19 protein-coding genes and 3 tRNA genes are annotated in these 23,008 nt (G+C 38.6%); 17 read left to right on the plus strand and 5 right to left on the minus strand.

Annotation, left to right across the window (positions count from 1 at the left end; all coding sequences use genetic code 11):
• A complete protein-coding gene (locus AC0QT4_RS02820) occupies positions 1-462 on the plus strand; it encodes a type II toxin-antitoxin system RatA family toxin (protein WP_473200208.1) in 462 nt (153 codons plus the stop codon).
• A gap of 88 nt (positions 463-550) precedes the next feature.
• Here the strand turns inward: AC0QT4_RS02820 and AC0QT4_RS02825 are convergent, their stop codons facing one another.
• The 3 genes from AC0QT4_RS02825 to rirA are packed head-to-tail and all read right to left on the minus strand — an operon-like array spanning position 551 to position 2,698.
• Positions 551-1,039 (minus strand): CinA family protein, encoded by a 489-nt coding sequence (locus AC0QT4_RS02825; protein WP_473200209.1) that lies wholly within the window; start codon positions 1,037-1,039, stop codon positions 551-553.
• Positions 1,036-2,277: a bifunctional 2-C-methyl-D-erythritol 4-phosphate cytidylyltransferase/2-C-methyl-D-erythritol 2,4-cyclodiphosphate synthase gene (locus AC0QT4_RS02830; RefSeq protein ID WP_473200210.1), complete on the minus strand. Its 1,242-nt coding sequence runs from the start codon at positions 2,275-2,277 to the stop codon at positions 1,036-1,038. Before AC0QT4_RS02830 ends, AC0QT4_RS02825 begins: the two co-directional genes overlap by 4 nt.
• Entirely contained in the window at positions 2,252-2,698 is a 447-nt protein-coding gene (rirA, locus tag AC0QT4_RS02835; RefSeq protein ID WP_473200211.1) for an iron-responsive transcriptional regulator RirA, read from the minus strand. The genes AC0QT4_RS02830 and rirA overlap by 26 nt, the downstream gene beginning before the upstream one ends.
• 176 nt (positions 2,699-2,874) lie before the next feature.
• On the opposite strand from rirA, the gene AC0QT4_RS02840 reads away from it, so the two are divergent.
• The 8 genes from AC0QT4_RS02840 (at position 2,875) to AC0QT4_RS02875 (ending at position 14,034) form a co-directional block, all read left to right on the plus strand.
• Positions 2,875-5,139 carry a sensor histidine kinase NtrY-like gene (locus tag AC0QT4_RS02840; RefSeq protein WP_473200237.1) on the plus strand — a complete coding sequence of 755 codons (2,265 nt, stop codon included), beginning with the start codon at positions 2,875-2,877 and terminating at the stop codon, positions 5,137-5,139.
• A 1-nt stretch (position 5,140) separates the two neighbouring features.
• Complete coding sequence (gene ntrX, locus AC0QT4_RS02845; protein WP_473200212.1) at positions 5,141-6,499, plus strand: nitrogen assimilation response regulator NtrX; 1,359 nt, start codon at positions 5,141-5,143, stop codon at positions 6,497-6,499.
• A gap of 4 nt (positions 6,500-6,503) precedes the next feature.
• On the plus strand, positions 6,504-7,880 hold the full coding sequence (trkA, locus tag AC0QT4_RS02850) for a Trk system potassium transporter TrkA (RefSeq protein WP_473200213.1): 1,377 nt from the start codon (positions 6,504-6,506) through the stop codon (positions 7,878-7,880).
• 10 nt (positions 7,881-7,890) lie between these two features.
• Positions 7,891-8,697, plus strand: coding sequence for a glycosyltransferase family 32 protein (locus tag AC0QT4_RS02855; RefSeq protein ID WP_473200214.1), 807 nt, complete (start codon positions 7,891-7,893; stop codon positions 8,695-8,697).
• 144 nt (positions 8,698-8,841) lie between these two features.
• Positions 8,842-9,465: an ATP-dependent Clp endopeptidase proteolytic subunit ClpP gene (clpP, locus tag AC0QT4_RS02860; protein ID WP_473200215.1), complete on the plus strand. Its 624-nt coding sequence runs from the start codon at positions 8,842-8,844 to the stop codon at positions 9,463-9,465.
• Between the two features lie 184 nt (positions 9,466-9,649).
• Positions 9,650-10,924 (plus strand): ATP-dependent Clp protease ATP-binding subunit ClpX, encoded by a 1,275-nt coding sequence (gene clpX / locus AC0QT4_RS02865; protein ID WP_473200216.1) that lies wholly within the window; start codon positions 9,650-9,652, stop codon positions 10,922-10,924.
• A gap of 177 nt (positions 10,925-11,101) precedes the next feature.
• Positions 11,102-13,525, plus strand: coding sequence for an endopeptidase La (gene lon, locus AC0QT4_RS02870; RefSeq protein WP_473200217.1), 2,424 nt, complete (start codon positions 11,102-11,104; stop codon positions 13,523-13,525).
• 230 nt (positions 13,526-13,755) lie between these two features.
• Positions 13,756-14,034, plus strand: coding sequence for an HU family DNA-binding protein (locus AC0QT4_RS02875; protein WP_473200218.1), 279 nt, complete (start codon positions 13,756-13,758; stop codon positions 14,032-14,034).
• Between the two features lie 429 nt (positions 14,035-14,463).
• Here AC0QT4_RS02875 and trmFO read toward each other — a convergent pair whose 3' ends face one another.
• A complete protein-coding gene (gene trmFO / locus AC0QT4_RS02880; RefSeq protein ID WP_473200219.1) occupies positions 14,464-15,876 on the minus strand; it encodes a methylenetetrahydrofolate--tRNA-(uracil(54)-C(5))-methyltransferase (FADH(2)-oxidizing) TrmFO in 1,413 nt (470 codons plus the stop codon).
• A gap of 164 nt (positions 15,877-16,040) precedes the next feature.
• Here trmFO and AC0QT4_RS02885 point away from each other — a divergent pair.
• The 6 genes from AC0QT4_RS02885 (at position 16,041) to AC0QT4_RS02910 (ending at position 21,596) form a co-directional block, all read left to right on the plus strand.
• Positions 16,041-16,123 (plus strand) — tRNA-Leu (locus AC0QT4_RS02885).
• Between the two features lie 136 nt (positions 16,124-16,259).
• Entirely contained in the window at positions 16,260-17,687 is a 1,428-nt protein-coding gene (gene tig, locus AC0QT4_RS02890; RefSeq protein WP_473200220.1) for a trigger factor, read from the plus strand.
• Positions 17,688-17,816: 129 nt separating this feature from the next.
• Complete coding sequence (gene gatB / locus AC0QT4_RS02895) at positions 17,817-19,319, plus strand: Asp-tRNA(Asn)/Glu-tRNA(Gln) amidotransferase subunit GatB (RefSeq protein ID WP_473200221.1); 1,503 nt, start codon at positions 17,817-17,819, stop codon at positions 19,317-19,319.
• Between the two features lie 182 nt (positions 19,320-19,501).
• Entirely contained in the window at positions 19,502-19,900 is a 399-nt protein-coding gene (locus tag AC0QT4_RS02900; protein WP_473200222.1) for an NADH:ubiquinone oxidoreductase subunit NDUFA12, read from the plus strand.
• 98 nt (positions 19,901-19,998) lie between these two features.
• A complete protein-coding gene (locus tag AC0QT4_RS02905) occupies positions 19,999-20,391 on the plus strand; it encodes a DUF2155 domain-containing protein (protein ID WP_473200223.1) in 393 nt (130 codons plus the stop codon).
• A gap of 464 nt (positions 20,392-20,855) precedes the next feature.
• Positions 20,856-21,596: a rhomboid family intramembrane serine protease gene (locus AC0QT4_RS02910; RefSeq protein WP_473200224.1), complete on the plus strand. Its 741-nt coding sequence runs from the start codon at positions 20,856-20,858 to the stop codon at positions 21,594-21,596.
• On the opposite strand, the gene AC0QT4_RS02915 is transcribed toward AC0QT4_RS02910, so the two are convergent.
• Positions 21,586-22,416, minus strand: coding sequence for a TrmH family RNA methyltransferase (locus tag AC0QT4_RS02915; protein ID WP_473200225.1), 831 nt, complete (start codon positions 22,414-22,416; stop codon positions 21,586-21,588). The genes AC0QT4_RS02910 and AC0QT4_RS02915 overlap by 11 nt on opposite strands.
• Positions 22,417-22,622: 206 nt before the next feature.
• On the opposite strand from AC0QT4_RS02915, the gene AC0QT4_RS02920 reads away from it, so the two are divergent.
• Positions 22,623-22,706: transfer RNA gene (locus AC0QT4_RS02920), tRNA-Tyr, on the plus strand.
• A 30-nt stretch (positions 22,707-22,736) separates the two neighbouring features.
• Positions 22,737-22,810 (plus strand) — tRNA-Gly (locus tag AC0QT4_RS02925).
• The last annotated feature ends 198 nt before the right edge of the window (positions 22,811-23,008 follow it).

Consider the following 23,008-nt stretch of genomic DNA (forward strand, 5'->3'; position numbering starts at 1 on the left):
ATGCCGACTTTTACAACACATCGGCAGATTGCCCATAGTGCCCGTGAAATGTTTGATCTTGTTTCAGATATTGAGCATTATCCTGAGTTTTTACCAATGTGTGAAGGGTTAATAGTACGTTCTCGTAAGGAATATGAGGGAAAAACATTAATTCTTGCTGATATGATCATTGGTTATAAGCTTATCCGAGAAATTTTTACCACTCAGGTATTTCTTCAGCCAAAGGAAAATCTTATAGAGGTCAAATATATTGATGGTCCATTCAGATATCTTGAAAATCGTTGGGATTTTCAAGATATTGAAAATATTAATGCATGTAAGGTAGAGTTTTTTATTAATTATGAATTTAAAAGCAAAATGCTTGGATTAGTGATGGGATCAATGTTTGACATTGCAGTTCGTAAGTTTACCGATGCTTTTGAAATGCGCGCACATCAAATTTATGGACATCCGGCAACATAATTTATTCAGTTGATATTTACACGATATGTATCGAATTTCACCGGTTGTCCTTGTGGTAGCATAAAATTTGAGAATTGAATTTTAGACTTCATTGGAGAGATTGCAAGACCATTTTCAAAGCATTTTTAACGGCTGCATCGCGGATAGTGTTGCGATCAAGGTTACCAAAATGCATTTCTTTGTGCAGAGTTCTATGATTTTTGTAAGCAACTGCAAAATGTACAAGTCCTACAGGTTTATTGAGACTTGCTCCTCCTGGTCCAGCAATTCCTGTTACAGAAACTGCAATTCCGGCGTGTGAGTATTTTAATCCGCCCTCAGCCATTGCAAGAGCAACTTCTTTTGAAACAGCACCGTGCGTTTTTATAAGCTCAGCACATACGCCAATAAGACGCGTTTTAGCTTCATTTGAATAAACAACGAATCCACAATCGAGAACATCTGATGATCCTGCAATATTAGTGAGATTAGCAGCAATGAGGCCTCCTGTACAAGACTCGACAGTTGTTAAGAGTAAGCTTTTTTGGCGACAAGCTGTCAGCACGTTATGTGCTTGTTTTTCACAAGAATCTGTCATTTTGGAATTTCTCCTGGATAAAGAACGTTAGCTGTTGCAAAAGCCGCAATGCCTTCCCCACGACCAATAAATCCGAGCTTTTCGTTTGTTGTTGCTTTGATAGAAATCCGATCGGTTGAAATTGTGAGCACATCCATAAGATTTTCTACCATTTTATGACGATAGGGGCTAATTTTCGGGGCTTCGGCGATCAGTGTAATATCAACATTGGCAATACGTCCTCCTGCTTGTTTAACAATATCAAGAGCATAACGGAGAAAAATTTCTGAAGATGCATTTTTCCATTGAGGATCAGAGGGAGGAAAATGCGTGCCTATATCTCCTGCTCCTTGTGTAGCGAGCAGGGCATCTGTTAATGCATGAAAAGCGACATCAGCATCAGAGTGTCCATTTAATTTTTTATGAAAAGGGATTTTTACGCCGCATAATGTAAGAGAAGATCCTTCTTCGAAAGAGTGAACATCATAACCATTGCCAGTACGGATATCAGGAAACATTTGCATTTTTTTCTGGAGATATAAATGTGCAGTCTTAAAATCTTCGTGCCATGTAATTTTTATGTTGTTAGGATCCCCAGGAATTGTGCGCATAGGAATTCCAAACCATTCGGCAATTGCAGAATCATCAGTAAATTCTTGTTTACAAGCTTGCCTTGCTTTTTCATGAGCAGCTAAGATGTTTTCAAAGGGAAAGCACTGTGGAGTTTGCGCACTATAGAGATGGGTGCGGGCAATTGTTTCTAAAACATAATGTGCGTCATTTACACGTTTAAGGGTGTCAGAGACAGCAAGGACAGGAAGAACACCTTCTTTTTGGTTGATGGTGGTATGAATTTTCTCGAGGAATTGATTTTCGATAAAGGGACGTGCACCATCGTGAATATGCACATATTGAGGCTTAAAATTTTTAAGTGCATGCAGTCCATTTAAGGTGGATATTTGACGTGTATTCCCTCCTTCAACGATAATAAGATGTTCTTTAAAATCAGCAATAGCTTGTTCACAAATTTGATGGTCTTCTGGATGAATAACAAGAACAATCGTTGTAATGGCTGGATGCTGTACAAAACAGCGCACAGTATGATAAATAACCGGTTCTTTTCCTAGAAGTCGGTATTGTTTGGGAGTTTTTTGTGGAGATCCTGCTCTTTCACCGCGTCCAGCGGCTAATATTATCGCTGCAATAGAAATATTTTCTCTCCTTTTATATTGCTTAGTTGATTGTTTTATGACCGTCAAATTTCAATTGATTTTGAAAGTTTTTCCGTTTTAGATCAGCAAGAGATATCACTGATAAAACATCAAAAAAAGCATTTAATGCTTTTTGAAGGGCGGCATTTAAACCACAAAAATCTATTAATGGACAGTTCGATTCAGCAACATCGAAACATTCTGCCATATAAAAGTTATCTTCTGTTACTTTCACAACATCGGCTACCGAAATTTCGGTTGCGGGTTTAGCCAATTTAACGCCTCCATTGCGTCCACGGACTGTTTGTATAAAGCCTGCTTCAACAAGTGGTTGAAGAATTTTAAATAAAAAAAGCTCGGATACGGCATATGCCTTGGCTATTTCTGGAATGCGACTGAGAGATCCTTGATTATCTGCACAGTACATGAGCATTCGAAGTGCATAATTTGTCTGTTTGGTTAACCGCATCTCATCTCCTTTATAAACTATCACCGTAGACGTTTTATTTTAAAGATAATTTGTCAAATGTAGAAGTTCTTTCTTTATTTGTTAGATTGGCTCTATTTTAAATGTGGTATTGGTATTGTCAACTTTTGTCGCAAGAGGTTATATGAAACAATGGGATAAGGGTATGTAAGCTCATGATGAAGACAACATCTATAACGAAGCTCCAAGATATAGATCAAAATACCTCTAGCGATGAGTTGTATCGCTTAAGTAAGATGTATATCTTTTTAGGGATTACAATTATTGTGTTGGCTTTGCTAACAGCATCTGTTTCATTTATCATTCTTATTGGATTGACTCCTGTTGTTCCTAGTAGAGCTGTAACTCTTATACTTATAGGGGTTAATAGTGTTTGGGTTTTAGGACTTGTGATCATTGTTTTTTATGAGATGATCCCCATCATTCGTGCGTGGCGTTCAAGGCGTGCGGGTTCTCGTCTTCATGTGCGCCTTATTTCATTGTTTGCACTTGTCGCAACAATGCCGGCTGTTGCTGTCGCTCTTGTATCAGGGCCTGCCCTAAATTTAGGACTTGATCGATGGTTTGATACAACAACACGGCAAATAGTAGGTTCTTCTATCGATTTAGCGAATGCTTATGCAGATGAAATGCTACAAAATTTGAAAAATTTATCTTACGCTATGGCATTTGCACTTGATAATAAAAGGCTTTTAGAGCGCAATCCCGCTGAGTATAGAATGCAATTGACGCGTCATGCTATAGGGCGCAATTTACGTGGTGCATTTTTGCTAAGTTCTAGCGGAACTGTTTTTATATCAAGCGATCTTGGTGATGAAGATAAGCTACCGATACCTCCTTCTCATCTCATTGAGCGGGCGACCAGTGCGAGGCCTTTTTCTTTTCAACCGGGGGTTCATGATTATTTTGGCATTGTTTTAAAATTTACTAATATTCCAAACACATTTTTATATTTGGTGCGTGATGTTGATAAAGAAGTTCTCTCTGCTTTGCGTTTGACAGAAGTTAATACAGATCGTTATCGCGATTTAAATGAAAATCGTCTGCTAACACAGATAGCATTTGGTATGCTTTATCTCTGTCTTTTTTTTAGTTTATTCTTATCGGCTATTTGGGCTGGTATTGCTGTTGCTGATCGTTTGGTACGTCCTATTCGCCGTCTCATTAGTGCTGCTGATGATGTAGCTTTAGGGAATATGGAAGTTTTTGTGCCTGTACGCGCGAAAGATGGGGATATTGGACAATTATCAAAAACTTTTAATTATATGGTCAGTGAACTAAAAAGTCGACGCAATGAGCTGATTGCCGTTCGCGATCAAATTGATGAGAGACGGCGCTTTTCTGAAGCTGTTTTATCTGGTGTAACAGCAGGAGTGGCGGGCATTGATGATAATGGTGATATTACAATTATAAATCGTTCTATGGAAACAATGTTTAGTCTTCGCTCTAAACAAGTTATTGGGCACAGCCTTTTATCGTTAAGTGATGAAATTTGGCAGGTTTTTCAGTTTGCGCGTTCATTAGATCGTAAGAACCATCGTGAACAGGTCACTCTAAGCGTGGCAGGGCAAGAACGCGTTTGTAATGTACAAATTACAATGGAAGAAGATGATGGACAGGGGCAGTCTTGGGTTCTAACGATTGATGATATTACAGATCTTGTTGCGGCGCAACGGACATCGGCATGGGCAGATATTGCACGCCGTATAGCCCACGAAATCAAAAATCCGCTTACACCTATTCAATTGTCAGCTGAACGTATTCGCAAACGTTATAATAACGTTATCACACAGGATCGGGAGGTTTTTGAGCGATGTGTTGATACGATTATTCGACAGGTTGGAGATATTGGGCGTATGGTTGATGAATTTTCTTCTTTTGCCCGTATGCCCAAACCACAAATGAATGTTTTAGATATACGCGGATTGTTGCGTGAAGCATGTTTTTTGATAGAAGTTACGCGACATGATATTCATTTTGAGCAAGATTTAGGAAGTGTACCTCTTATGGGTGCATTTGATAATCGTCTCATCGTGCAAGCTTTTTGCAATGTTATCAAAAATGCAAGCGAATCTATAGATTCGGTCATGCGAGAGGAAAGTGTCCATGGTCATATTCTTGTACGTTCTTATAGTCAAGAAGGATGCGTGGTTGTGGATGTTATTGATAACGGTAAGGGACTTCCTAAAGAGCAAAGACAAAAAATATTAGAACCTTATATAACAACGCGAGAAAAAGGAACAGGGCTCGGATTAGCGATCGTGCGTAAAGTTATAGAAGATCATGGCGGTTCCATGGAGTTGCATGATGCGCCGAAGGGTTTTTATGAAGGGAAAGGTGCGATGATCCGTTTGATATTTCCAGCAGATGGGGTTAAGCAGGAAAATGTTACACAAGTGACAAGGCGTAAGATAGGGGAATAGAATGGTATCAGATATCTTAATTGTTGATGATGAAGCAGATATTCGTGAGATTGTTGCTGGTATTTTAGATGATGAAGGTTATGAAACACGTGTTGCTTGTAACTCTGACGAAGCTTTAGCACAAATTAGTGAGCGTATTCCAAAGCTTATTTTTTTAGATATTTGGTTACAAGGAAGCCGTCTTGATGGTTTGGCTCTCCTTGATGAAATTAAAACGCGTTATCCCGCTCTTCCAGTCGTTATGATTTCTGGTCATGGTAATATTGAGACGGCTGTTTCTGCTATAAAACGAGGGGCTTATGATTTTATTGAAAAACCTTTTAAAGCTGATCGGCTTGTCTTGGTTGCTGAACGGACACTTGAAAACTCAAATTTAAAACGTGAGCTTTTAGAATTGCGAAAACGCTCGAGTGAAACATTGGAGTTGCTAGGAAAATCGACGGCGATAAAACATTTACAGCAAATCATAGAAAAAGTGGCACCAACCAATAGTCGCGTCATGATTACGGGTCCGTCAGGAGCGGGAAAAGAGATGGTTGCACGTGCTATTCATGCTCTTTCCACGCGCTCAAATGGACCATTTGTTACAATAAATGCCGCAACGATTACTCCGGAAAGAATGGAAATAGAATTGTTTGGCAGCGAAATGGAGGGGGGAGAGCGTAAGATCGGTGCCTTAGAAGAAGCCCATGGTGGAATATTATATCTTGATGAAATTGCTGATATGCCACGGGAGACTCAAGGTAAAATTCTTCGAGTATTGACGGGGCAGACCTTTGAAAGGGTAGGTGGGACAAAACGTGTTAAGGTTGATGTGCGTATCATTTCCTCAACCGCACAAAATCTTGAAAATCTCATTTCTGATGGGCGCTTTAGAGAAGATCTTTTTCATCGCCTTTCGGTTGTTCCGATTACTGTTCCACCCTTATCTGCACGTCGTGAAGATATTCCAGAACTCGTGCGGCATTTTGTTAAAACAATATCGCAGCAGGTTGGTATTAAACCTCGTGAAATCAGTGATGATGTTATCGCTATTTTACAGACACATGCTTGGCCGGGTAATGTCCGGCAATTACGCAATAATATTGAGCGCCTTCTCATTCTTGTGCGTGATGGCGATGGTCCAATAACAGCAGAGTTTCTTCCTAGCGAAGTGAGTGATTCTTTGCCGCGCATTCAAATGGATACAGAGGAGAGTATAATGGATTTACCATTGCGTGAAGCACGGGAATTATTTGAAAAGAGGTATTTAGAGGCACAAATTGGGCGCTTGGGCGGAAATATATCACGGACAGCCGAATTTATAGGTATGGAGCGTTCAGCTTTGCACCGTAAGCTTAAAGCACTTGGAGTTTCTTAAGATCATGCGTGTTATTATTTGTGGAGCAGGACAGGTTGGTTATGGGATAGCAGAGCGTCTTGCTGCTGAAAATCATGATGTCACTGTCATTGATATTGAAACAAGATTGATTGAAAAAATTCGTGATACATTGGATGTGAGAGGTTTTGTTGGTCATGGTTCACGTCCTGAAGTTCTCTTAGCTGCCGATGCAGATAAAGCTGATATGTTGATTGCGGTCACTTTATTTGATGAAGTCAATATGGTTGCTTGCCAAGTAGCACATTCATTATTTAATGTTCCAACAAAAATAGCACGTATTCGTTCACAATCTTATTTAGAACCACGCTATAAAACACTTTTTTCTAGAGAGAATATTCCCATTGATGTGGTTATTTCGCCAGAAGTTGAAGTTGGGGAAATGGTTCTGCGTCGTATTGCTTTACCTGGTGCAATAGATGTTCTTTATTTTTGTAATGATGATGTTGTGGCGTTAGCTTTGGAATGTATGGAAGATTGTCCGGTTATTAATACACCTTTGCGTCAATTAACAGAGCTTTTTCCCGATCTTTGTACGACAGTTACCGCTATTAAACGTGGCTCAGAATTATTAGTGGCACATTCACAGACGCAGTTACGCGTTGGTGATGTGACCTATCTTGTTGTTGCTCGTGATCAGATGCGTCGGGCAGTTGGGCTTTTCGGTCATAAAGAACAAGATGCGCATCGCATGATTATTGCAGGAGGTGGTCACATTGGTCTTTATGTCGCTCAGGCTATTGAAAAGCGCCTTCATAAATTAAAATTGAAGATTATAGAATCGCAGAGAGAAAGAGCGTTAACAATTGCTGATCAACTCGAAAAAACGACTGTTTTATATGGTAACGTGTTAGATCCAGTGATCCTCCAAGATGCTGGAATTAATCAAGCTGATTTAATGATTACATTGACCAATCAGGATCAAGTCAATCTCTTAAGTGCTATTATTGCTAAAAGATTGGGATGCAAAGCCAATATGGTATTGATCAACAATGTTGCTTATCAAGAGTTTAGCCGTGCCGTTGGAGTAGATGCATATCTTAATCCACATAGTGTTACGATATCGAGAATTTTGCAACAAATGCGTCGTGGACGTATTCGTGCTGTTCATTCTGTTTTTAATGGGCAGGCAGAAATTATTGAGGCTGAAGTGATGCAAACATCTTCATTGGTTGGGAAATCATTGTCAGAGCTAGGTTTATCAGATGGTTTGAGAATTGGTGCAATTTATCGCAATAAAACAATCATACAGCTTTCAGCAGATACGCGTATTTTATCTGGTGATCGGATAGTAATTTTTGCCCTTTCTGAGTATGTGCGTGATGTTGAGCAGCTCTTTCGTGTCAGTTTAGAATATTTTTGAGATATTGCTTATGGATATTTGCACTTTTTGGTATAAGGGGCCATTAAGATTAGTTGATAGGCTTTGTTTGTCCTCAATGGTTAAAACTGGTCAACGGGTTAAACTTTTTAGCTATGATAAAGTAGAAAATTTACCCGTTGGTGTTGAATTGCATGAAGCCGAATCAATTTTACCACATTCAGCTATTTATCGCCTCGACCCCAACTTTTCTCAAGAAAAACTAGGATGTACAATTGTTCAGTTTTCAGATTTTTTTCGTATTATGCTGATGAAATATCAGCAAGGTGTTTGGTTAGATACAGACGTTTATCTGGTTAAACAGTTTCACCCAGATACAAATAAGGTTTGGCTTGCAAGAGAAAATACGTTAAGAGTGGGAGTTTCTGCACTTTATTTTCCACCCAACAACCCTATTATAAAGGTGTTTGAAGATTATTGGGCAGGCACAGAAATGATTCCTGATTGGCTTGGATTTAAGCGTCGTGTTTGGAAACCATTCTGGTTAAAAAGGAAAAAAATGCCGATTTTACCGAGAAGTCTTGGAGTTACGATATTTGGTAATGATGGTATTTCGCGATTAGCCAAACGATATGGGTTTTTTCATGAAGCAAAAGAAAAGGAAACTTTTTATTATTGGACGGGGAGAAAAACTGAACGCATCTTTGATCCAGCTTTTGGCGTTAAGCTGCTTGCGGATCCGCGTTTAATAGGATTTCATATTCATAGAAAGGCAAAGACCACTCAGAGACCTCAGGAAGGAAGCTTCTACCATTGGGCAGTGTCTCGCATTCCTGATGCACATAATTTATTTATGTAGGGTTATTATTTCTATTTTAACTAATTGGATTTTAATTTTACTTAAAGAGCGTTATTGTAGCTTGCGTCAGGGAGGAGTGTTGGCTTATGGAAGGAAGCATTGAATGCGTAAAGAGCGATTGTTATATGAACAGAAAGTAAAAAGATGAGTGATCCAATGAAAACAGCATTAAGCCTTGTTCCTATGGTTATTGAACAGACTAATCGTGGTGAGCGGGCCTATGATATTTTTTCCCGTCTTTTAAAAGAGCGGATTATTTTTATTAATGGTCCCGTTGAAGATGGTATGGCGATGCTTGTTTGTGCACAATTGCTTTTTTTGGAAGCGGAAAATCCTAAGAAAGAAATTAGCCTTTATATTAATTCGCCTGGCGGTGTTGTGACATCTGGTATGGCGATTTATGATACGATGCAGTTTATTCGCCCCCCTGTTTCTACGCTTTGCATGGGGCAGGCTGCATCTATGGGGTCATTACTTCTAACGGCTGGAGCGAAGGGGCATCGTTTTACATTGCCCAATGCACGTATTATGGTGCATCAGCCATCTGGAGGTTTTCAAGGTCAGGCTTCAGATATTGAACGCCATGCACAAGATATTATAAAGATGAAACGGCGTCTCAATGAAATTTACGTTCAACATACAGGTCAAGACTATGAGATTATTGAAAGAACGCTTGATCGTGATCATTTTATGACAGCGGAAGAAGCCAAGCAATTTGGCTTAGTTGATGATGTTATACAATATCGAGAAGAAACTGAAAAAGATTAAGAGTTTTTATAGAAAAAAGGACTACTTTAAAGAGAGATTTTTGTAAAAATATCGCGAAAATAAGAGAAAAATACCTAAAAATATTATGACACGCAGTTTTTATATATGTCTTTATAGTTTTCGTTATGAAAAGCTTCCTTTGAAAAGACGAAGTATTCATGTACCGTGGTGAAAGGAAAGAAAAATGAGCAAAATTGGCAATAGCGGGAGCGAATCGAAAAATACTCTCTATTGCTCGTTCTGCGGCAAAAGTCAGCATGAGGTGCGTAAGCTCATCGCAGGGCCTACGGTGTTCATTTGTGATGAATGTGTAGAGCTTTGCATGGATATTATTCGTGAAGAAAATAAATCTTCTGGGATTAAGGCGCGTGATGGTGTTCCTACTCCACAGGAAATTATAAAAGTTCTTGATGATTATGTCATTGGTCAGCAACATGCAAAGCGTGTTCTTTCTGTAGCTGTCCATAATCATTATAAGCGGCTTGCACATCAGTCTAAGAGCAATGATATCGAGTTAGCAAAGTCGAATATTCTCCTCGTTGGTCCAACGGGATGTGGTAAGACTTATCTAGCACAAACATTGGCGCGTATTATTGATGTCCCTTTTACGATGGCGGATGCAACCACTTTGACTGAAGCAGGCTATGTAGGTGAAGATGTTGAAAATATTATTTTAAAGCTTCTTCAAGCCGCTGACTATAATGTTGAACGTGCACAGCGTGGCATTGTTTATATTGATGAGGTTGATAAGATTTCTCGTAAAGCTGAGAATCCTTCTATTACAAGAGATGTTTCGGGGGAAGGTGTTCAGCAAGCGTTGTTAAAAATTATGGAAGGAACGATAGCTTCTGTTCCTCCTCAAGGTGGGAGGAAACATCCACAACAAGAGTTTCTACAAGTTGATACAACAAATATTTTATTTATTTGTGGGGGAGCTTTTGCTGGTTTGGAAAAAATTATTTCAGGACGCGGTGAAAAAACTTCTATTGGTTTTTCTGCTACTGTTAAAGCGCCTGATGAACGTTGTGTTGGTGAAATTTTTCGCGATTTAGAGCCTGAAGATCTTATAAAATTTGGTTTGATACCAGAATTTATTGGCCGCCTTCCTATTGTAGCCACTTTAGAAGATTTAGATGTTAACGCTCTTGTGCAAATTTTATCACAACCAAAAAATGCTTTAGTGAAGCAATACCAGCGTCTTTTTGAGATGGAAAATGTCGAGCTAGCATTTCATGAAGATGCTTTACGGGTTATTGCTAAAAAAGCCATTGAGCGTAAAACCGGTGCACGTGGTTTACGTTCGATCATGGAGAAGATTCTTCTTGAGACTATGTTTGAGCTGCCATCTCTTGAGGGTGTTCAGAAAGTCGTCATTTCGAGCGATGTCGTTGATGGAAAAGCGCGTCCTCTTTACATTTATTCAGAACGTGTAGAAGATAAAGAGAATGTGTCGGCATGATGTTGTATGATATGAGAATTAGTAATAATATCATTTGAGGATGGGACTTTTTGAATATTATAGTCATAATGCTTGATTTATATATTTACAGTTACTACTTCATGTATTTCAGAATAAAGTTTTTCTAAGGGTGGGCTTGTGTAAGTGGATAGATTATAGGCTCCAGAAAGGAGAGTTATGCAATATATTGATGAAAAGACAGATGAAGGAAGAGAGGGGTTTTACGCTGTTTTGCCTCTTCGTGATATTGTTGTCTTCCCACATATGATTGTTCCGCTTTTTGTGGGCCGAGAAAAGTCGATTCGTGCTCTTGAAGAAACAATGGCGGTTGATAAACAGATACTGTTGGTGACACAAAAAAATGCTTCTGATGATGATCCAAAATCAGAAGATATCTATGATATTGGTACATTTGCTAATATTCTACAACTTTTAAAGCTTCCTGATGGAACAGTAAAAGTTTTGGTTGAAGGCATTGCACGTGCAAAAATTAGCCACTTTACCGCGAATGAAGATTATCATCAGGCTTATGCGACTGTCATAGAAGAGATTAGAGAGAATGATGTTGAGATTGAAGCTCTTTCAAGGTCAGTAATTGCTTATTTTGAAAATTATGTAAAACTGAATAAAAAGATTTCTCCTGAAGTTGTCAATGCTATTGGACAGATTGATAATCCTTCTAAGCTTGCCGATACTATTGCTTCTCATTTGATGATTAAACTTTCAGAAAAACAGGAAATATTAGAGTTATTACCTATACGCGATCGCCTTGGACGCGTTCTTTCTTTCATGGAAGGAGAAATTTCTGTTCTGCAGGTTGAAAAGCGTATCCGTTCGCATGTTAAACGGCAAATGGAAAAAAACCAACGGGAATATTATCTTAATGAGCAGATGAAGGCTATTCAGAAAGAGTTAGGAGCAGGGGATGATAGCCGCGATGAGCTCTCTGAACTAGAGGAGCGTATTAAGAAAACAAAATTTTCCAAAGAAGCAAACGAGAAAGCAGGGGCAGAATTAAGGAAATTACGAAATATGTCCCCTATGTCTGCGGAAGCAACAGTTGTCCGTAACTATCTTGATTGGTTATTAGCAATGCCTTGGGGCAAAAAGTCGAAGATTAAAAACAATTTAGACTTTGCTGAAAAGGTTATGAATAATGAGCATTTTGGTCTTGAAAAAGTCAAGGAGCGAATTATCGAATATTTAGCAGTGCAAAGTCGAGCCTTGAAAATAAAGGGTCCTATTATTTGTTTATTAGGTCCTCCTGGTGTAGGAAAAACATCATTAGCCCGCTCTATTGCAAAAGCGACGGGGCGTGAGTATGTTCGTATTTCATTGGGTGGGGTGCGGGATGAGGCAGAAATTCGTGGACATCGCCGAACATATATTGGTTCGATGCCTGGGAAAATTATTCAGTCTATGAAAAAAGCTAAAAGATCTAATCCGCTTTTCTTACTTGATGAAATTGATAAAATGGGGCAGGATTTTCGTGGAGATCCTTCATCGGCTTTGTTAGAAGTCCTTGATCCTGAACAAAATGGCACTTTTATTGATCATTATTTGGAAGTCGAATACGATCTTTCTGATGTCATGTTTATTACAACAGCCAATACACTTAATATTCCAGGTCCGTTAATGGATCGAATGGAAGTTATCCGTATTGCTGGCTACACTGAATGTGAGAAAATGGAGATTGTTAAGCAGCATCTTTTACCAAAAGCCTTGAAAGATCATTGTTTATCTAAAAAAGAGTTCAGCGTTTCTGATGGTGCTATAAGATCGATTATTCAATTTTATACACGTGAGGCAGGAGTTCGTAACCTTGAACGTGAATTAATGAAGGTAGCACGCAAATCAGTTACAAAAATTCTTAAAACACATCAAAAATCCGTAAAGATTACAGAAAATAATATTGATGATTACCTAGGTGTTAAACGTTACCACTATAACCAGATTGAGGGAGAAAATCAGGTTGGTGTTGTAACTGGTCTTGCTTGGACAGAAGTTGGTGGAGAGCTGTTGACCATTGAAGGCGTTATGATGTCAGGAAAAGGCAAGATGACCGTAACTGGAAATCTGCGTGATATCATGAAAGAATCAATTTCAGCAGCAGCATCTTATGTGCGTTTTCGTGCTGTCGATTTTGGTATTGAGCCTCCACTTTTTGATAAACGCGATATCCATGTTCATGTTCCAGAGGGGGCTACACCTAAAGATGGTCCATCAGCAGGGATTGCCATGGTAACAGCAATTGTTTCAGTTCTTACAGGGATAGCAGTCCATAAAGATATAGCAATGACTGGTGAAATAACTTTGCGTGGTCGTGTTTTACCAATTGGTGGATTGAAAGAAAAACTCTTGGCTGCTCTTCGAGGGGGGATAAAAAAAGTGCTTATTCCTGAAGAAAATGCGAAAGATTTGATTGATATTCCCGATGATGTCAAAAATAATATGGAGATTATCCCAGTAAATCATGTGAGTGAAGTTCTTAAGCATGCTTTGGTTCATTCTCCTGAACCTATTGAATGGACAGAACCGTCCACCCTCCCTGTACCTATGAGAACAGAGAGCGATAGTGAAGGAATACAGATTGCTCACTGATTCATTAGTCTTATTTGCAATTGTATTTTTAACATAGAAGAAACCATTTTCAGGGTTGTTTTTTATTTATTTTGAAAAAAAAGTAAAAAATTCCGTGAATAACTTTGATTATTGCTAAAAAAACAATGTTTTGGATAAAAATAAGACTTCTGTTTGCTGTACTTTTCAATAAACTGTCGATAACACGGTTATGTTGTGTTATCCGGTAATATAGGGAAAGGAAATGTTCCATGAATAAAACTGAATTGGTTAGCTCTGTTGCTGAAAAAGCAGGTGTTTCGAAAGCGCAAGCTGGCTCTGTTGTTGATGCTTTTATCGCTTCTGTAACGGAAGCTTTAGCTTCGGGGGGAGATGTTCGTCTTCCAGGTTTTGGTTCTTTTGAAGTTTCTCATCGTGCCGCTACAAAGGGGCGTAATCCTTCAACTGGTGCTGAAATTAATATTCCAGCACGCTCTGTGCCAAAATTTTCTGCAGGAAAAAGTCTTAAAGAAGCTGTTAATAAAAAATAACTTAGGCAACGCTAAAAAACCCGATTTTATTTATAAATATAAACGGGTTTTTTTTAGTATTTTATCATGCTTTTTGTATGAGGGAGTGTGATTTGTATTTACTTAGATATTTCCAATAAAGAATTTCTTATAGACACTCTTGCAAATTTTATAAAGATTGATTGTTTAATGCTAACATACAAGCTCTTTTCGTAGAGCAAAGAGTTGTGGCAGTAATCTAAAAATCATTAGAGATCTGATATCTGTTCGATATCCTCTCAGTGCTGTAACATGCTTTATGGTATTATTTATTCTTAATAATTGAAATATATTTGTTACTTTCACGGTAGCATATGGGATCATTTATAATGAAAAAGTCTTTTAAAATTCTTATGTCATTTAGTAAATAATGAAATATAATGTGTCGTTTATGAGTTATGGCAGTCAGTATCATAAGAAGGGGTTCTTTTGTGCTCTGTCAGCTAACCATTGAATACAATCGTTGAGAGCTCTAGTAGTTATAGCTTGTTTTTTTGTTAATGTTTTTTCTTTGCTTGATAAACGTTTTCCTGAGAACTGAAGAGAATCAAGAGGAGGAAAAAGTCCAAAATTAATGTTCATTGGTTGGAAGGATTGTCTTTTTTCTTCTTTGTTCACGATATGTCCCCCAGTAATATGGTTCAAAAGAGCCCCAAATGCTGTGGTTAATGGCGGTAGGCAAGGGCAGTTATGGTGATATTCCGCAGCGGCAAAACGTCCGGCTAGAAGCCCTATTGCAGATGATTCGACATAACCTTCACATCCTGTAATTTGTCCAGCAAAACGCAGCTGGGGTCTTTGTTTTAAACGAAGAGTTTGATCAAGAATGATTGGTGAATTGAGATAAGTATTGCGATGGAGTCCACCAAGGCGTGCAAACTCAGCGTTTTCAAGACCAGGAATCATTCTAAAAATGCGAATTTGTTCTCCATATTTCAGTTTTGTTTGAAACCCAACCATATTATAAAGGGTTCCAAGCTTGTTGTCTTGGCGTAATTGGACAACGGCGTAGGGTTTAACTGTAGGGTTATGGGCATTGGTTAAACCTATAGGTTTCATCGGTCCATGTCTGAGGGTTTCAAGTCCGCGCTCAGTCATAACTTCAATTGGTAGACACCCATCAAAATAGGGAGTTTTTTCAAAGTCGCGGAATTCTGTTTTTTCTGCAATTTTTAATGCTTGAACGAATGCGTTATATTGTTCTTTATCGAGGGGACAATTAAGGTAATCCTTTCCTGTTCCCTCAGGACCGATTTTATCATAACGAGACTGATGCCAACAAGTATTCATATTAATACTATCGGTATAAATAATAGGTGCAATAGCATCAAAAAAAGAAAGAGCTTCTGTTCCGGTTATTGTCTGTATTGCTTGAGCAAGAGCTGGTGAGGTAAGGGGTCCTGTTGCAATGATAATATGATGCCAATCCTCAGGAAACTCTTGGATTTCCTCGTATTCTATTTTTATAAGAGGATGATTTTCAAGTGATTCTGTAACAGTTTTTGAAAATCCATCGCGGTCAACGGCAAGAGCACTTCCAGCTGGTACTTTGTTGGCATCTGCAGCCTTCATGATCAGGGATTTTGCCAATCGCATTTCAGCGTGTAAAAGTCCTACAGCATTTGTAGATGAATCGTCAGAACGAAAGGAATTTGAACAAACCAGTTCGGCAAGTTTATCGGTTTTATGGGCATCAGATTTCTTATTAGGTCGCATTTCATGCAAAATAACAGGGATTCCTGATTGAGCAATTTGCCAGCATGCTTCACTTCCTGCTAGACCGCCACCGATGATATGGATTGGAGTATTAAATATCTTTAACATAACGTACTTTTAGCGGAAGCAGTTCTATATGAAAAGCATAGATTTTTTTTATAGTTTGTAAGAATAAGAGACATTTGGTTTTTTTTATATATTTATTTGCTTTTTTTCTTGAATCAATGCTATAGAAACGCCTCCTGTATAAGGTTATTAGCTTGTAAGTTTGAGCGGATGTGGCGAAATTGGTAGACGCACCAGATTTAGGTTCTGGCGGGAGACCGTGGGGGTTCGAGTCCCTCCATCCGCACCAAAGGAATTTTTTGAGCACTAAAGGTTTCTATGTATCAAGAATTCCATTTCATGGTATTAACACTCAAGTGTTAGAATGTGGTATTATTATCAGAGTGGGTTGATCCCCTCTCCTCGAGAAAGATAGAGGTTGTTTAATGCAGGTTACCGAGACGCTAAACGAAGGACTGAAGCGCGAGATTAAGATCGTGGTTCCGGCGCAAGATTTAGAAGAAAAATTAAATGAACGGTTGGATGATACCAAGGGTAAGATCAAGCTTAATGGTTTTCGTCCTGGTAAGGTGCCAGCTGGATACTTAAGAAAAATGTATGGTAAGTCTTTTATGGCGGAAATTATCAATGAGATTATCAGTGATGCGCCGCATTCTATTTTAGCTGACCGCAACGAACGTTCGGCGTTACAGCCACAAATTGATATAGATGAAGATGAAAAAATTCTGGATGGTAAAGCCGATTTTGTTTTTAGTTTAAAATACGAAGTCTTACCAAAATTTGAAATTAAAGATTTTGAAAATATTGAAATTACCCGTGAAATTGCTACCATTCCTGAACAAGAGATTGATGATCAAGTAAAGCAGGTTCTCTCTTCTACGCGTAATTATTCACTAAAAGAGGGTCTTTCTGAAGAAGGCGATCGTATTACGATAGATTATCTTGGTAAGCTTGAGGGCATTCCATTTGATGGTGGATCGGATAGTGGTGCACAATTGGTTCTAGGATCAAAACAATTTATTCCTGGTTTTGAGGAAAAATTGGTTGGCGTGAAAGCAGGTGATACGAAAACAATTTCTGTTAAATTTCCTGATAACTACAATGCAGCACATTTGGCTGGTAAGGATGCAGAATTTGATATCACTGTTAAGGCTGTCTCTAAGCCAGATGAGCTAAAAATTGATGATGAGGCAGCACAAAAAGTTGGGTTAGAATCTTTAAGTCGCTTGCGGGAAGTTGTTCGTGGACAGATTGAAAGTCAGTATGGTTCAATGACACGTCAAAAAATTAAGCGTCAAATTCTTGATGCTTTAGATGCTGATTATAATTTTGAAATACCTGAAGGACTTTTGGAAATTGAGTTTAACAATATATGGACTCAAGTTAATGATGATTTAAAAAAAGCTGGGCGCAGTTTTGAAGATGAAGGTGTTACAGAAGAACAGGCACGGGAGGAGTATCGTGCACTTGCACAGCGCCGTGTTCGTCTTGGTTTGGTGCTTTCTGAAATTGGAATGAAAGTTGGTGTTACTGTTAGTGAGGATGAGCTAAAAGCAGCGGTTTTCGATCAGGTTCGTCAGTATCCTGGACAAGAGAAAGAAATTATGGATTTTTTCCGTAAGACTCCGGAAGCTGTTGCAAATCTACGGGCTCCAATTTTTGAAGAAAAAGTCATTGATCATCTGTTGGCAAGGATAAAGGTCACAGATAAAGAAGTATCAGTTGAAGAGCTGATGAAAGAGTATGACGAAACAGATTTAACAGAAAAAAAGCCTGAGAAGAAAAAATCTACGGTGAAGGAAAAAGCCACAGAAAAAGTTTCAACTAAGAAAAAGGCACCTAAAAAAAGTTAGTATTGAGATAAACAAAGCAAGCCCGATGAAGTCGGGCTTTTTTTATAAGATTTATATTCTAGGCTTGCACTTAGAGTCGTTTTAGATTAGCCATCAAGTATATTAAGAAAAATTGATAGTGGATTAACAATGAATATCGTTGATACGCGCACTTCTGATTCTAAACGTTTTATTTCTGGAGCTACCGGTGATTGGGAAGTCATCATAGGTATGGAGGTTCATGCGCAAATCATATCAAATTCGAAACTTTTTTCAGGGGCTTCGACAAAGTTTGGTGCTGAGCCAAATAATCACGTATCGTTTATTGATGCGGCGATGCCTGGTATGTTGCCTGTGCTTAATCAGGAATGTGTGCGTCAAGCGGTTCGAACGGGTTTGGGATTAAAGGCGAAGATTAATCTGAAATCTGTTTTTGATCGTAAGAATTATTTCTATCCAGATTTACCACAGGGATATCAAATTTCTCAATTTCGATCTCCGATTGTAGGAGAGGGAAAAATTATTATATCGGTCGGCCCAGATTCGAACGGCCAGTTTGAAGACATTGAAATTGGGATTGAAAGATTACATCTTGAACAAGATGCAGGAAAATCGATGCATGATCAACATCCAACGATGTCTTTTGTAGATCTTAATCGTTCTGGTATCGCTCTTATGGAAATTGTTTCCAAACCGGATATGCGTTCATCAGATGAAGCCAAAGCTTATATGACTAAATTACGGTCGATTGTCCGTTACTTGGGTACCTGCGATGGCAATATGGATGAAGGTTCCATGCGTGCCGATGTGAACGTCTCAGTTCGTCGCCCTGGAGAGAGCTTTGGAACTCGCTGTGAAATCAAAAATGTTAATTCTATTCGCTTCATTGGGCAAGCGATTGAGTATGAAGCACGTCGTCAGATTGCAATTTTAGAAGATGGCGGTGTTATAGATCAGGAAACGCGGCTTTTTGATGCTGCTAAAGGTGAAACACGGTCTATGCGCTCAAAGGAAGAAGCACATGATTATCGTTATTTTCCTGATCCAGATCTTTTACCATTGGAATTTGATCAGGCTTTTGTTGATGCTTTGGCAGCCGAATTACCGGAGTTACCAGATGACATTAAAGCTCGTTTTATCAAGGAGATGGGGTTAACTGCATACGATGCTTCCATTCTTGTTTCAGAAAAAGCCGTTGCTGATTATTTTGAAGAAGTAGCACGTGGACGTGATAGAAAAATCGTTGCCAATTGGGTGATTAATGATCTTTTGGGTGCTTTAAACAAAGATAATCGTGGAATTGAAGAGACACCAGTAACACCAAAGCAATTAGGAGGCATTATTGACCTTATAAAAGAAGGAACAATCTCTGGAAAAATCGCCAAAGACCTTTTTGAGATTATTTGGAATGAGGGGGGAGATCCGCGTCAGATTGTCGAAGAGCGCAATATGAAGCAGGTAACAGATACAAAGGCTATTGAGCAAGCTGTTGATGAGATTATTGCCAAGAATTCTGATAAAGTTACGCAAGCAAAACAAAAGCCTGCTTTAGTTGGTTGGTTTGTTGGACAAGTCATGAAAGCAACGGGGGGAAAGGCAAATCCTCAAACTGTTAATAAACAGGTTAAGGAAAAACTTGGGTTAGAAGATTAAGTTTTATGAGATAGAGGAAGGTCTATAAATACAGTTATTTTATAGTTGAGGATATGAATTCGCTTCTCAAATGAAGTTGTGGTAGGTTTTCTGTAGGCAAATTTTTCAGCCATTTAAAATGTTACAACATGTTTATTCCAACGATTACTTTCGTAAGTGTATTAGCAGAAATGGAAGAGAAGATGGCTAGTTTTTTTAAACAAATCTTTACATGGTGGAGTGGTAATACGGTAAATACGCGCTTTTTTACGTGGCGTAAAGGTAAACGCATCGGGGAAGATCAGTTTGGGAATGTTTATTATGAGGGAGGCACGCATAAAGATGGTTATGCGCGCCGTTGGGTAATTTATAAAAGTTATTCTGAGGCTTCGACTATTCCACCAGGTTGGCATGGTTGGATTCATCATCGCTATGATAGCCCTCCAACACAGGAGAATTATCAGCCCTATGAATGGGAAAAACCCCACGTTGCTAATATGACAGGAACAAGTGATTCTTATCGTCCAAAAGGGGCTATTCCTTACGGTGGTGAACGTCCATGTGTGTCTGAAGATTATGATGCATGGTCACCTAAGAAATAAAATATTTTGAGGGGTGTGTATTTTCCTTATTTTGCTATATCTCATTAGTAAAAATTATTTTTATGTGCGGTTTATTTTGATATGAAGAAGGTTTTTTAGTGTTAGGGTTGAAGCGTTTTTTTTGTTTTTTTTTCATACAAACTGTAATATTTTTTCCCTCTGTTGGTGGGGTGCAGGCCGAGCGTGTTAGCAATGCAATTGCTGTTTTTGCGGGTCTTGATAAAATTACTGGTCAAACTACGCGTTTTGAAGTGACTCTCGGGAAAGTTTATCAATATGGTGCTTTGCAGGTAATGCCACGCGCATGCTATACGAGCTCTAAAGATGAACCAACCCGTACGACCGGTTTTGTTGAAGTCAATGAAGTGACACTCGATAAAAAAGTGCGACGTATTTTTACAGGATGGATGTTTGCAGATAGTCCTGGATTGAATGCTGTAGAGCATCCTATTTATGACATTTGGTTAAAAGATTGCAAACAGGATTCTTAAAAGCTGTTCTTCAAATAATTTTTTGTATGAAATGATGTCCATAAATAAGCTACTTACTCTACGTTCATTTTCTTAAAAACGCTCGCTTATCAAATTGGTAAAGTATAAAATACCGTTCATATACAAAGAGAATGCCAACATAGGGAGGGTTTTATTTCATAACATAGAATCTTGGGCGGGGGATAAACGTGCATTAAACAAATTAGCCATTACGATATGGTGAGTAATAGTAGAGATTTCAGCTAATTCGAATTTTTAGGATGATCTTTTGTGGGTGATGGTCTTCATATCCGTTTTTTAATACCTTGTATAAGATACACATGTTTTCACATTAAGACATTCGAGCTTTAAGAGAGGGCCATGAAAAGGACATTAAATCTGGAGATTCTTTCCTATAAAAACAAATCTTTTATGCAAAGAGCTTCATTCTCTAGAGAGGATGGTTTATACAATGGATTTTTATCATGAAAGATATTGATCACCAGTATAAGAATGCTTTGTTTGTACCAAAACAACCTAGAGAGCCATTGTTGAATGTTCCATTGACAATAGCTGTTTTAATAGCAGTTTGTTTTGGTTTTTATTTTATTCAAGAGTATTTTTTTTCTGAGCAGTTTTATATCAAAAGTCTTGGACTTTTTTCTTTTACACCAGTACTCTTCAAGGCTGACCCTTTAAAATTTTGTTATACTCTTATTAGTTATTCATTCATGCATAGTAGTTTGAAACATGTTACTCTTAACATGGCATGGCTTTTGGTTTTTGGATCTCCTTTAGTGAAACATTTTGGTAATTTACGTTTTTTGATTTTTTGGGGATTAACAGCAATTCTCTCTGTGTTAACTTATTTTGTCTTTCATCAAGACAGTGCGATATCGCTTGTTGGTGCGTCAGGTGCAGTTTCTGGGATGATGGGTGCATTTGCGCGTTACGGTTTTCCTCGAGGCTATTTGGGGGGCAATCCACAGAATAAAAGATTTTTAGATTCTTTATTGTCTCTCAAACAAGCGCTATGTTCAAGAGAAGTACTTGTTTACGTGAGTCTATTGCTGAGTGTTGACTTTATTATAGGTATTTCTTCTTTTCTGTTTGAAGAAGAGGGCATTTCAATAGCTTGGGAGGCTCATATTGGTGGCTTTGCTTCAGGCTTTTTGTTGATTGGTTTTTTTGATATTTCACGGAAAAAATTAAACACTATGCTCTAAGATATTTATGAGCAGCATAAAGTGCTATTGTTGCTGCATTTGAAACATTTAATGATTTAATATGTCCAGGCATATCAAGACGTGCTAACGTATAAACAGTTTCACGTGTTTTTTTACGTAAACCTTTCCCTTCTGCTCCTAAAACAAGAGCAATTTTATTTCCTTTTAGTGTTGTTTCTAGAGGATATTCACCTTCTGAATCGAGTCCAAAACTGATAAAACCTGCTTTATGGAGTTCTTGTAGTGCTTCGGCGAGGTTTCCTACAGTGATGTAATTAATCAGCTCTAAAGCTCCGGATGCGGCTTTAGCAAGGACTCCACTTTCTTGGGGGGAGTGGCGACATGTTGTAATAAGGGCTTCAGCTTTAAATGCAACAGCCGAGCGCATAATAGCGCCAACATTATGGGGATCAGTAATTTGATCCATTACGATGACAAGATCAGTATTCGTTAGCTCAGACAATTGGCATGGCTTAAGTGGAGCAGTTTCCACAACAACACCTTGATGAACTGCATCGCTTCCAACAAGTGCGTCAAGTTGTTTGGGTGAGCATATTGTAAGAGGACAAGGTAAATCTGATTCGGGTATATTTAATCGTTTTAAGGCATTTTGTGTAACATAGAGACAACCAAAAGCTCTTTTTGGGTTTTTTAAAGCAGCATGAACTGAATGGATACCATAAAGGCGAATTTTCCCTTGTTGTAAGGGAATGGTTTCCTTTTTCAGGTATGTAGCAGATCGAGAAGAGAAGCCTTTTGTATCGCGATATCGGCGACGTAAACGAGCATAATGAGAATTTTTTGATATTTTTTCTTTCATAGCTCCTTTATAACGTGTTAAGAGCAAAAATAGATAGAAAAAAGCTATGATTTAAAATTATTAGCAGAAAATTTGTACAGAACATATTTATTCTGTTGACAGATACGATGGTAATCGTCATAACCGCCTCGCAACCAGTTTGAATTGAATCAGTGATCGAATTTTGGTTGTAGTGATGCCTCATCGCGCGACTTTGCCGGTGTAATGGAGGGGTGCCCGAGTGGTTAAAGGGGGCGGACTGTAAATCCGTTGCGTATGCTACGTTGGTTCGAATCCAACCCCCTCCACCATTCATCGAAGGAGAGTTACTACGTAGGTATGCGGGTATAGCTCAATGGTAGAGCAGCAGCCTTCCAAGCTGAATACGCGGGTTCGATTCCCGCTACCCGCTCCAAACAGTTGCTGATGCTAAAAAGTTGCTTATGATTGGGTTAGTGATTATGATGGGATTTCTTTCCATCAGAGGTGTGGCGGTTTTTTCCGTCTGAGGGTTGTAGTCGTCAGACTTATGTGGCAGTCTGGTTTAATCAGTTCTACAGGACTGTTTCTAGGTGCTAACAAAACAAGAGAACGAAACAAGAGATTAATAGCG

The sequence above is a fragment of the Bartonella sp. EBT8 genome, from assembly GCF_055796165.1.